We start from the raw sequence: 11,771 nt of genomic DNA, 5'->3' as shown, positions 1-11,771 counted from the left end.
GTTCGTTTCTTCCCGGGTTTATTCTGTTCTTAGCGGTCAAGGACGGTGCGGATGGATTCCATCGCGGCCACCAGGCGGCGAGAAACTTCCTTGTTTGCCGCTTCTAGGCGCTCGGCCCGTCCTTCCGACGCATCGAGTTCCTGGGCCAACTTACGTCGGTCCATATTCATGCGCTGCACTTCTTCTTCGGCCTCGGCAAAGTCGCCTTCGTGCTCCAGTCGTGCGTCCACCGCATCCTCGAGCGAGGTCAAAGCTTTTGCTAGTCTTTCAAGAACCTGTTTGAGGGTGGCTTCCGATGCCATTTCAACGCTTCCCCATGTGTCAATCTTTTTAAACGAATCGCAAAAAGAAGAACAGCTTATCTTGGAGAGTCTAAGGGTTACATCAACGCCGCGTCAATCAATCCCGGCCCTCATGGTTCAGTCATGCACCGATAATAATCTTGTGCGACGAAAGACCTGTTTGTCGAGGGGACCATTTTGCCCTAGGTTTTGTTGACTCCCTGAAGACACCTGCTATGTGTCGCGTGCCTTTTGGATATCGTCTGACCGGCATCCAGAGACGGCATCTCCTTTCCTCTTCGAAAGACGGTGAACATGACCAATTCCGAGAAATCCAACCAAATGGCCAATGCAATCCGCTTCCTTTCGGCGGATGCGGTGGAAAAAGCCAATTCCGGTCATCCCGGTCTTCCCATGGGCGCAGCTGATATTGCGACCGTGCTTTTTACGCGCTTCCTCAAGTTTGATCCCAAGGCGCCACACTGGCCTGATCGCGACCGTTTCGTGCTTTCAGCCGGTCATGGCTCGATGCTGCTCTACTCGCTTCTTTACCTCACAGGTTACGAGGACATGACGATCGACCAGATCGAGAACTTCCGGCAGCTCGGTTCGCGGACAGCCGGTCATCCGGAATATGGCCATGCGGCAGGTATCGAGACGACAACCGGGCCACTCGGTCAGGGTCTTGCAAATTCAGTGGGCATGGCATTGTCCGAGCGCATCATGAATGCCCATTTCGGTGACGATTTGGTCGACCACCACACTTATGTCATCGTTGGCGATGGCTGTTTGATGGAAGGCATCAGCCAGGAGGCGATCGCACTCGCCGGTCATCTGCGGCTCAACAAGCTGATCGTCTTCTGGGACCACAATAATATCTCGATCGACGGGCCTGTGTCCCTCGCAGACAACACCGATCAGTGTGCGCGAGTTGAAGCCTCCGGCTGGAATTCCATAAGCGTAGACGGTCATGACCAGGATGCGATTGCTGCTGCGATAGAGAAAGCAAAGAAATCCGACAAGCCAACATTCATTGCCTGCAAGACCACGATAGGTTTCGGTGCGCCGACAAAGGCAGGCACAAACAAGGTTCACGGTTCGCCGTTGGGTGCCGAAGAGCTTGCGGGTGCGCGGAAGGCGCTCGGCTGGACTTCAGAACCTTTCGTTGTTCCTGCCGACATTCTCGATGAGTGGCGTGCCGCAGGCCAGCGTTCCAATGAGGAACACAAGGCTTGGGAAGAGCGCTTGGCCGAAGCCGATCCCAACATCCGTTCCGAGTGGAATCGCCGTTTGAGCGGTGATTTGCCGGATAATTTCGAAGCAACTATTTCCGCCTACAAAAAGAAGCTTTCCGAAGACAAGCCAAAGGTTGCCACCCGCAAGGCTTCCGAGATGGTGCTTGAAGTCATCAACGGAGTCATACCGGAAACGATCGGCGGTTCAGCCGATCTGACTGGCTCAAACAACACAAAGACGAGCCAGACAACCAATATCACGCCTGAGGATTACGGGCAGCGCTATGTGCATTACGGCATCCGCGAGCACGGCATGGCGGCGGCAATGAATGGCATCGCGCTGCATGGCGGCCTCATTCCCTATTCCGGCACGTTCTTGACGTTCTCCGACTACGCGCGTGGCGCGATGCGGCTCTCGAGCCTCATGGGCATTCGCGTCGTCTATGTCATGACACACGACTCGATAGGGCTGGGGGAAGATGGTCCAACGCATCAGCCGGTCGAGCATCTGGCGGCCCTGCGCGCTATTCCGAACAATATGGTATTCCGGCCCGCCGATGTGGTCGAAACTGCAGAGTGCTGGGAGCTGGCGCTGAAGTCGCGCAAGACGCCATCAACAATTGCGCTTACACGCCAGAACTTGCCAACGGTGCGCACCGAACATGTTGAAGAGAACAGGTGCGCCTACGGAGCCTATGAGCTCGCAGCGGCGAGCGGCAAGGCCGAAGTCACGATCTTCGCCACCGGCTCGGAAGTTGAGATTGCTCTTGCAGCCCGCCTGCAACTGGAACAAGACGGACATCCGACGCGGGTTGTTTCCGTTCCCTGTTTTGAACTTTTCGAGCAGACGAGCGATGAATACAAGCGCGTCCTTCTGGGCGACGCTCCAGTGAAGGTTGCAGTCGAGGCTGCCATTCGCATGGGTTGGGACCGCTTCATTGGCACGGACGGTATCTTCGTCGGGATGACCGGATTTGGCGCCAGCGGCCCTATCGAGGCGCTGTACGAGCATTTCGGCATCACAGCGAACCATATCGTCGCAGCGGCGGAAGCGAAGTTGAAATAGTCCAGCCAATTCCTGCATAATTCGTTCAAGGGCCCCAAAACCCAGGGAGACAATACAAATGACAGTTCGCGTTGCAATCAACGGATTCGGCCGCATCGGCCGCAACGTTCTTCGCGCCATTGTGGAATCTGGCCGTACCGACATAGAAGTCGTGGCGATCAATGATCTAGGTCCGGTCGAGACCAATGCCCATTTGATGCGCTATGACAGCGTTCATGGCCGGTTTCCGGGAACCGTGACGGTTGATGGAGACACGATCAATGTTGGGCGCGGACCGATCAAGGTCACCGCTGTGCGAAATCCGGTTGAATTGCCCTGGAAAGAATTGAACGTCGATATCGCGCTTGAGTGCACCGGCATCTTCACTGCGCGCGACAAGGCCGCTGCTCATCTGGAAGCCGGCGCGAAGCGGGTCATCGTTTCGGCACCTGCTGACGGTGCCGACCTGACAGTCGTCTTCGGCGTCAATGATCACAAGCTGACCAAAGACCATATGGTCATCTCCAACGCTTCCTGCACGACGAACTGTCTTGCCCCGGTTGCCTACATCCTCAACGAAGCCGTAGGCATCGAAAAAGGCTTCATGACAACCATTCACAGCTACACAGGCGACCAGCCGACGCTCGATACAATGCACAAGGATCTCTATCGCGGACGCGCTGCCGCGCTCTCGATGATCCCGACGTCGACGGGCGCTGCCAAGGCCGTTGGTCTCGTTCTGCCGGAACTCAATGGCAAGCTCGACGGCACCGCAATCCGCGTTCCGACACCCAATGTCTCCGTAGTGGATTTCAAATTCATCGCCAAGCGCACCACGACGGTTGCCGAAATCAATGATGCCATCAAGTCGGCGTCCGACGGCAAGCTTAAGGGCATACTCGGATATACCAACGAGCCAAATGTCTCGATCGACTTCAATCACGACTCTCATTCCTCGATCTTCCACATGGATCAAACCAAGGTCATGGACGGCACTTTCGTGCGGATACTGTCCTGGTATGACAACGAGTGGGGCTTCTCGAACCGTATGGCCGATACGGCCGTCGCTTTCGGCAAAGTGATTTAAGAATCATATTTGCGCAGCCCGATGCGAATTATCTTTCCCGTACGGGGGAGATAATCGCGGGCCCGAGATGCTACGACTATCAGGCGAGGTGCGACCATGACTGTTTTCAAGACGTTAGATGATGCCGATGTCACCGGGAAACGCGTGCTTGTACGCGTCGACCTGAATGTTCCGGTTGCAAATGGGGAAGTCACCGATGCAACGCGTATCGACCGGATAGCACCAACCATTCTTGAATTGTCGAAGAAAGGCGCCAAAGTCATTCTACTGGCGCATTTCGGGCGGCCGAAAGGTGGTCCTGCGCCTGAATTCTCGCTGAAGCCGATAGCACAGGCGGTGTCGAAGGTCATCGGACACAATGTCCAATTCGCTGAAGACAGCATTGGAGCGGCTGCTGCGGACGCGGCCGCCAAGCTCGAAAATGGCGATATACTTCTGCTGGAAAATACGCGGTTTCACAAGGGCGAGGAAAGGAACGACCAAGCCCATGTGGAAGCTTTGGCTACGCTTGGCGATATCTATGTCAATGACGCGTTCTCAGCTGCGCACCGCGCCCATGCCTCCACGGAAGGACTTGCAAGACGGCTTCCCGCCTATGCCGGCCGTACGATGCAGGCCGAACTGCAGGCGCTGGAAAAAGGACTTGGCAATCCAAAGCGTCCGGTGGTCGCAATTGTCGGCGGTGCCAAGGTCTCGTCCAAGCTCGAACTTCTGGGTAACCTCGTCCAAAAGGTCGATGCGCTGGTTATCGGTGGCGGTATGGCCAATACGTTTCTTGCTGCCCAAGGGGTGAAGGTCGGCAAATCGCTGTGTGAGCACGATCTCGCCAGTACAGCCCGCGAAATTATGGCGAAAGCAAATGCCGCCAATTGCACGATCATCCTACCTGTCGATGCAATCGTTGCCTGGCATTTTGAGGCCAATGCACCGTTCCACGCCTATGGTCTTGATGCTATTCCCGATGACGGAATGATCCTCGACGTCGGTCCTCAATCAATCGAGCGCATCAAGGGTGCGATCGACGATGCTTCCACACTGGTGTGGAATGGACCGCTTGGCGCTTTCGAATTGCACCCGTTCGATCGGGCGACGGTTGCCGCTGCGCGTCATGTGGCGGAGCGGACAAAAGCGGGCCACCTCGTCTCGGTTGCCGGCGGCGGCGATACCGTTGCAGCTCTCAATCACGCGGGCGTTGCAGACGATTTCAGTTACGTGTCGACGGCGGGCGGCGCGTTTCTCGAATGGATGGAGGGCAAACCCCTCCCGGGCGTCGACGCTTTAAGGAAGCGGTAGACGATTAACGAACAACAGAAAATGTTATCGCGTTAAATCGGTTGAAAAAATTTCAATCGTTTCAATAAGTTGGTGTATAGTTCCGTTTGTCGGTTGCTTCTGCTATGGCCCACGATGTGGGAAAATGGAGTTGTACAACTAATGAGCGAACGCCTGGAAGATATCGCGATTGCAATGGTTGCCGATGGCAAGGGATTGCTTGCTGCTGATGAGAGCACGGGAACAATCAAGAAGCGTTTCGATACGATAGGACTTGAATCGACAGCCGACAGCCGGCGGGACTATCGCGAGATGCTGTTCCGTTCTGATGAGGCGATGAAGGATTTCATCTCCGGGGTCATTCTTTATGACGAAACCATTCGCCAGAATGCCAAGGATGGAACGCCCTTCGTGACAATCCTTCAGAACGCTGGATGTATACCAGGTATCAAGGTCGACGCCGGTGCGAAGCCGCTAGCGGGCTTCCCTGATGAAACGATCACCGAAGGTCTGGACGGGTTGCGGGAGCGGCTTGGCGAGTACTATCGGCTCGGCGCACGTTTCGCCAAGTGGCGCGGCGTCATCGGGATTGCGGATGGGATTCCGACCTGGGGTGCAGTCAAACAGAATGCACAGGCGCTTGCTCGCTATGCAGCGCTCTGTCAGGAACAAGGTATCGTGCCTATCGTCGAGCCGGAAGTTCTGATGGACGGCAAGCCCGCCACCCATTCGATCGAGCGCTGCTACGAAGTTACGCAATGGGTTCTGAAGACGGTTTTCGATGAGCTCTATGATGCGCGTGTTGTGCTGGAAGGCATGATCTTGAAGCCCAATATGGTGATCGACGGCAAGAATGCCCGCAGGGCTTCGGTTGAGCAGGTGGCCGAACAAACCGTGCGGCTGTTGAAATCAACAGTACCTTCAGCTGTTCCGGGCATCACCTTCCTGTCTGGCGGCCAGAATGACGAAGAAGCTACGGCGCACCTTTCCGCGATGAATGCCGGTCATACGTTGCCATGGAAGCTCTCGTTCTCCTACGGCCGTGCACTACAAGCGGCTGCTCTGGGCGCCTGGAATGGCAAACCGGAAAACGTTGCGGCGGGCCAGCGCGCCTTTATCCACCGTGCGAGGATGAACAGTCTTGCCGCAACAGGTGGATGGAAAAAGGATCTCGAGCAAGCAGCTTAAGCGTTTTTTATTCAAAAGCGTATCTCATGGGCCCGGGCTGTGGAATCAGTCCGGGTTTTTTGCGCGCATTTGCCCGCCGTGATTCACAGCGGAAACATTTATGCGTGGAAATCCAGTATGTTATTGTAGCGTTCATGCATTCAGGCGAATGCATGAATAGCAAGGGAGGTATTTGCCTGCTAATGAAATTTTCGCCTATTCATCCGCTTGTCAGTTGGCTGCTCTACCCGGTCTATGCCTGGCAAGGTGTCGGCGTGCGATTGAGGACGGAGCGAATGCTTCCACCCGGCGGTCTTCCGACCGGCGAGATTGCAGGTAAGGATCCGGCAATCAGGTTGCTTGTACTAGGGGATTCCTCGGCGGTGGGGGTCGGCACGACCGACGCCTGGCAGGGATTGTGCGTGCGGCTTGCCGTGCACCTGCAGGGGCGGACTGGGCGCAAGATCATCTGGCGTGCTGCTGGTTTTAATTCCGCCACGTCGGGGCAATTGCGCGATCACGTCGTTCCCAATCTGGAGCGCGGCTTCTGGACTCATATTGTCCTTGCCGTTGGCACGAACGATGCCAAGAACTTCCATTCGTTGCCGCGATTCAAACGTGAGTTTGGCGGATTGCTCTATGCACTGAAAGCAAAATGGCCCGAGGCTCATATAGTATGGTCCAAGGTGATCGATTTTCGCGACATGCCAGCCATGCCGCCATTGCTCGGCCGCATCCTTGAGGCACGTGCGGATGCGATCAACAGGCTGGGTGAGCGGCTATGCCGTGAACGTATGGCGACGCCCGCAACACGTCTTCCAGTAGAGGGGCCGGAAGGATTTTCCAGTGACGGATTCCATGCCTCGGCGTTAGGATACGACGCTTGGGCAAAACATCTTGTGCCTTATGTGCTCAACCTGCCGGATACGGAAGATGGCCGGGTGATCTCCTAACCCGCATGACGCATTACGCCAACGATGAACATCGCCAGCAGTGCCCCCACGGCGATCTTCCAGAAATCACCGCGCTTCTTCAACCCCGGCCAACCGAGCGGCCTTACGATGTGAAGCGCCATCATCAAGATCAGTACGAACGGCAGGATCTTCGTCATTTTGCCAGTATGCCTGCACGAACGGTCGGAGAGATTGAGCAGTGGTCGATCCGGTTGGAATTGTCAATTCCGCCTTTGACTCTGGCGCCGCTATTAGGGATGCTCTGAGCCGGGAGGCAATGCATGATATCACGTTACGAAGAGGTCTATCGGGATTGGAAATCCGACCCGGAGGCATTTTGGGCCCATGCCGCAGTAGCAATCGATTGGCTTCGGCCGTGGGAGAAGGTTTTCGACGCAAATGACGGCCCCTACGGCCGCTGGTATGCGGGCGCCGAGTGCAACACTTGCTACAATGCCGTGGATCGTCATGTGGCGCAGGGGCGCGGTGAACAGCTTGCGCTTGTTCATGATAGTGCAGTGACGGGCAGCCAACGCAAGATCACTTACGGCGGGCTATTGAACGACATCAATGCTCTGGCTGCCGTTCTGACAGACAAAGGCGTCAAAAAGGGTGATCGTATAATCATCTACATGGCGATGGTGCCGGAAGCCGTTGTGGCTATGCTCGCCTGCGCTCGCATAGGCGCCGTACATTCCGTGGTATTTGGCGGTTTCGCTGCGCATGAACTGGCAACCCGCATCGATGACGCCAGGCCGGTAATGATCATTGCGACCTCCTGCGGGCTGGAACCGGGACGAGTGGTCGCCTACAGGCCAATGCTCGACAAGGCGATCGAGCAAGCCACACACAAAGTCAGCGCCTGTCTGATTCTCATTCGTCCGCAACAACCGCACGAGCTCGTCGAGGGCCGCGATTTGGACTATGCGCAAGCCGTCAACGCCGCGGCAGGACGCAAGGTGCCGTGCGCCGCGCTGAAGGCAACGGATCCGCTGTACATCCTCTATACTTCTGGCACGACCGGACAGCCCAAGGGAGTTGTGCGTGACAATGGCGGGCATCTCGTAGCGCTCGCATGGTCCATGGGTGCGATTTACGACACAAGGCCGGGCGACGTGTTCTGGGCAGCGTCGGACATAGGATGGGCGGTGGGCCATTCCTATATCGCCTATGCACCGCTATTCATCGGCGCTACAAGCATTCTCTACGAGGGGAAACCCGTCGGTACGCTCGATGCAGGCGCATTCTGGCGGGTCGTGTCGGAACACAAGGTCCGGGTGTTATTCACCGCTCCGACCGCTTTCCGCGCCATCAAAAAAGAAGACCCCAAGGGCGAGTTCATAGGCAAATACGATCTATCGTCGCTGAAGTATCTGTTCCTTGCCGGCGAACGTGCCGACACGGATACAATCAAATGGGCGGAGGAGAAGCTCGGCGTCCCGGTAATCGATCATTGGTGGCAGACCGAAAGTGGCTGGCCGATGGCGGCCAATCCCGCCGGACTGGGAATGCTGCCGGTCAAATACGGCTCACCGACGGTGCCGATGCCGGGCTATGACGTGCAGGTGCTCGATGACGCGGGGCATCCGGTGAAGCGAGGTGAACTCGGCAATATCGTCGTGAAACTGCCGCTGCCCCCAGCTTGCCTGCCGACTCTATGGAATGCCGACCAGCGCTTTCGTGAGGCATACATCACGGAGTTTCCCGGCTACTACAAGACAGCCGATGCGGGAATCATCGATGAAGACGGCTACATCTACATCATGAGCCGCACGGACGATATCATCAATGTTGCCGGCCACCGGCTCTCGACCGGAGCAATGGAAGAGGTGCTCTCTAGTCACCCGGATGTAGCCGAATGTGCCGTGATCGGCATCTCCGACCATCTGAAAGGGCAGGTGCCCTGCGGGTTTATCGTGCTGAAATCCGGCGTGACGCGTAACGAGCTTGAGATCGAACGCGATTGCGTCGCGCTAATTCGTGAGAAGATCGGACCGATCGCGGCTTTCAAGACGGCACTGACGGTAAAACGTCTGCCAAAAACGCGCTCCGGCAAAATACTTCGAGGCACAATGCAGAAGATTGCCGACGAGGAGGTATGGAACATGCCTGCCACGATCGACGATCCCGCGATCCTCGACGAGATCAAGGTGGTCCTCAACAGTCACGGCATCGGCGTTAGAAACTAATAGGACCTCATGACATGCTCCTGACAGAAGGTTGTCAGGAGGGGTATGCGATAGTGTCTCCGTAGTCAAAAGGAGACAGGGTTATGACTTACGTTGATTTTGGCATTGTTCGCACGTTCAGGCGATTGTTTTCGGAGTTCGTGGCGTATCGTGATGAATTGCGTACGGAGCGGCATATCAATACCCTACCCGATTACGTTCTTAAGGATATCGGTTGGCCTGACGCCTATGCTGAACGTCTTTCACACCGCGCAAGAGTGAGAAAATCGGAGGCTGGCGCAGATAGCGCCAGTTCCGACCTTGCTCCCTGGCAGATTGGATGGCCAAGGGGCCGGGAGTCGCGAAAAGTCAGCAAATCCGGCCACTTCGGCCTAGAGTGTTAGGATAAAAAGCAGGAGGGGAGTGACACGCATGGAACAGAAAAAGACCATCGGCTTTGTCTTTGTCGACAAATTTGCCGATTGGGAGTTCGGCCTGCTTTCCGGGTCCGCGGTCGACTGGTTCGGCGCACGTACGTTTGCGCTCTCGCCATCGACCGGTGGTCCGGTCAAATCCATCGGTGGTCTCAAACTCATGCCGGATCGCGGTGTAGCGCCGGAAGATAATGGCGATCTGGATGCCGTGGCAGTTATTGGTGCCGAGACTTGGCCGAGCGAGGACGCTCCTGACATTGCGCCTTTGTTGAGCACGACGCTGGCAAGGGGTGGTATCGTTGGCGGCATATGCGGCGGAACGTTGGCGTTGGCGCGCGCGGGGCTGTTTGAGGGACGTAAACATACCAGCAATGGCGCCGGATGGATTGAATCGAAGATCGGCACCTATCCAGGTTCTTCGCTCTATCAGGATGTGCCGCATGCGGTTCGGGACGCGCATATTGTCAGTGCTCCAGGATCTGCACCAGGCACATTCACGACGAATTTCCTTGAAGCTCTCTATCCCGAGAAAGCCGCGCACGTTGCGGAGATGCGCGAATTCATTGCTCGAGAGTACAGGCTTGACAATGCGCAGGGCTGACCGGCTTTTTCAGATCGTGCAGAAGCTGCGGGGCGGCCGTCTGGTAACGGCGCGGCAGTTGGCCGAGAAACTTGAGGTTTCGGAGCGTACCATCTACCGCGATATCGCCGATCTGCAATCGACCGGTGTGCCGATCGATGGTGAAGCAGGCGTTGGTTACATCCTGCGCGAAGGCTTCGATTTGCCGCCACTGATGTTCACGCGCGACGAAGTCGTGGCGCTGGTAGCGGGCGCGCGGCTTATCACGGCTTGGGGCGGTGCATCGATGGCCCGTGCGGCCGAAGAAGCAATTATCAAGATCGGTGCTGTCCTGCCCAAGGAAGAGCGCCCGCGCATCACGAACACGCATATTCATTCAACGAGCTATAATATCAGTGATAGCGACCGTGCTCTAATCGATCTTGCCGAGAACGCTGCCGAACAGTGCCGCATCCTGTCGATCACCTATACCGATCTGGACGGCAAGGAGAGCGCCCGGCATATACGGCCGCTCGGCCTCTGGTTCTGGGGCAAAGTTTGGACCTTGATCAGCTGGTGTGAACTGCGCAATGATTTCCGGACATTCCGCATAGACCGGATCGCGAAGGTCGAGAAGATCGACAGGATTTTCCGGCAGGAACGCGGCAAGACGCTGGCCGACTTCTATCGGCGCGTCGAGCTGAGCGAAACTCCCGATACCAAGGCACGCGCATCATGAAAAAGCCCGGCAAGTGCCGGGCCTTCATATTAGATCCTACAGAAGCTTATTGCTGCTCGTCTTCGTCTTCCTGGCGGCCTTTGAGCGACGACAGCTTGGCAAATACCTTGTCGGCGTCGAGCTCCTGGTCTTCTTCGCGGACTGTCGGCTGGACATCGAGGTTTTCGGTTGCAGATGCAGGAAGCAGTGTATCGCCGCCTTCGCCCGGCTGTTGTACCGGCCGACCTCGGGAGGAACGCTCTACCTCGATGTCAAGGTCGATCTGCGAGGACAGTCCTAGGGTGACCGGATCCATCGGCTGCAAATTGTTCGAATTCCAGTGAGTGCGGTTGCGAATCTGCTCGATGGTGGATTTCGTCGTACCGATAAGCCGCGAGATTTGCGCATCCTTCAATTCCGGATGGTTGCGCACGAGCCACAGAATGGCATTGGGGCGATCCTGTCGCTTGGACAATGGCGTATAGCGGGGACCCTTGCGCTTGGTTTCCGGAACGCGAACCTTGGGCTCGAGGATCTTCAGCTTGTAGTTGATGTCGGCCTCACCCTTGGCAATCTCCTCGCGCGACAACTGGCCGGTAATCAACGGATCAAGGCCCTTGATGCCCTGTGCGGATTCGCCATCGGCAATTGCTTTCACTTCGAGCGGATGCAGCTTGCAGAATGCAGCGATCTGATCGAATGACAGCGCGGTATTGTCGACAAGCCAGACGGCCGTTGCCTTTGGCATTAGAAGCTGGGTGGCCATAGATATAGTCCTCTCGTTCGTCCGCTCCGGGGGCGCGGGACGTGGGTTCAACCACAATTTCCGGGAATTCGGCGCCTATATAGCGC

At 56.5% G+C, this 11,771-nt stretch carries 11 protein-coding genes; 8 read left to right on the top strand and 3 right to left on the bottom strand.

The window, feature by feature from the left end; all coding sequences use genetic code 11:
• Positions 1-29: 29 nt before the first annotated feature.
• Positions 30-302 (bottom strand): DUF4164 domain-containing protein, encoded by a 273-nt coding sequence (locus CU100_RS00160; RefSeq protein WP_106714560.1) that lies wholly within the window; start codon positions 300-302, stop codon positions 30-32.
• A gap of 294 nt (positions 303-596) precedes the next feature.
• Between CU100_RS00160 and tkt the strand changes: the two genes are divergently transcribed.
• The 5 genes from tkt (at position 597) to CU100_RS00135 (ending at position 7,040) form a co-directional block, all read left to right on the top strand.
• Complete coding sequence (tkt, locus tag CU100_RS00155; RefSeq protein WP_106714559.1) at positions 597-2,582, top strand: transketolase; 1,986 nt, start codon at positions 597-599, stop codon at positions 2,580-2,582.
• A 58-nt stretch (positions 2,583-2,640) separates the two neighbouring features.
• On the top strand, positions 2,641-3,648 hold the full coding sequence (gene gap / locus CU100_RS00150; protein ID WP_106714558.1) for a type I glyceraldehyde-3-phosphate dehydrogenase: 1,008 nt from the start codon (positions 2,641-2,643) through the stop codon (positions 3,646-3,648).
• A gap of 96 nt (positions 3,649-3,744) precedes the next feature.
• Positions 3,745-4,941, top strand: coding sequence for a phosphoglycerate kinase (locus CU100_RS00145; protein ID WP_106714557.1), 1,197 nt, complete (start codon positions 3,745-3,747; stop codon positions 4,939-4,941).
• A gap of 141 nt (positions 4,942-5,082) precedes the next feature.
• On the top strand, positions 5,083-6,108 hold the full coding sequence (locus CU100_RS00140; protein WP_106714556.1) for a class I fructose-bisphosphate aldolase: 1,026 nt from the start codon (positions 5,083-5,085) through the stop codon (positions 6,106-6,108).
• Between the two features lie 182 nt (positions 6,109-6,290).
• The gene (locus CU100_RS00135) at positions 6,291-7,040 is read left to right on the top strand and encodes an SGNH/GDSL hydrolase family protein (protein ID WP_106714555.1); all 750 of its coding nucleotides are present in this window, start codon (positions 6,291-6,293) and stop codon (positions 7,038-7,040) included.
• Here the strand turns inward: CU100_RS00135 and CU100_RS26665 are convergent.
• Complete coding sequence (locus CU100_RS26665; RefSeq protein WP_170113701.1) at positions 7,037-7,198, bottom strand: hypothetical protein; 162 nt, start codon at positions 7,196-7,198, stop codon at positions 7,037-7,039. The genes CU100_RS00135 and CU100_RS26665 overlap by 4 nt on opposite strands.
• Before the next feature lie 123 nt (positions 7,199-7,321).
• Here CU100_RS26665 and CU100_RS00130 point away from each other — a divergent pair, with 123 nt between their 5' ends.
• The 3 genes from CU100_RS00130 (at position 7,322) to CU100_RS00115 (ending at position 10,940) form a co-directional block, all read left to right on the top strand.
• Positions 7,322-9,229: a propionyl-CoA synthetase gene (locus CU100_RS00130; RefSeq protein WP_106714554.1), complete on the top strand. Its 1,908-nt coding sequence runs from the start codon at positions 7,322-7,324 to the stop codon at positions 9,227-9,229.
• 411 nt (positions 9,230-9,640) lie between these two features.
• Complete coding sequence (locus CU100_RS00120) at positions 9,641-10,243, top strand: DJ-1/PfpI family protein (RefSeq protein ID WP_106714552.1); 603 nt, start codon at positions 9,641-9,643, stop codon at positions 10,241-10,243.
• On the top strand, positions 10,230-10,940 hold the full coding sequence (locus CU100_RS00115) for a helix-turn-helix transcriptional regulator (protein WP_106714551.1): 711 nt from the start codon (positions 10,230-10,232) through the stop codon (positions 10,938-10,940). Before CU100_RS00120 ends, CU100_RS00115 begins: the two co-directional genes overlap by 14 nt.
• A 46-nt stretch (positions 10,941-10,986) precedes the next feature.
• Here CU100_RS00115 and CU100_RS00110 read toward each other — a convergent pair whose 3' ends face one another.
• Positions 10,987-11,685, bottom strand: coding sequence for a DUF1013 domain-containing protein (locus CU100_RS00110; RefSeq protein ID WP_106714550.1), 699 nt, complete (start codon positions 11,683-11,685; stop codon positions 10,987-10,989).
• Positions 11,686-11,771 lie beyond the last annotated feature (86 nt).

This window comes from Phyllobacterium endophyticum (assembly GCF_003010935.1).
GTDB lineage: Bacteria > Pseudomonadota > Alphaproteobacteria > Rhizobiales > Rhizobiaceae > Phyllobacterium > Phyllobacterium endophyticum.
Note: the sequence above shows the minus strand (reverse complement) of the source record. Positions and strands in the feature narration are given on the sequence as shown.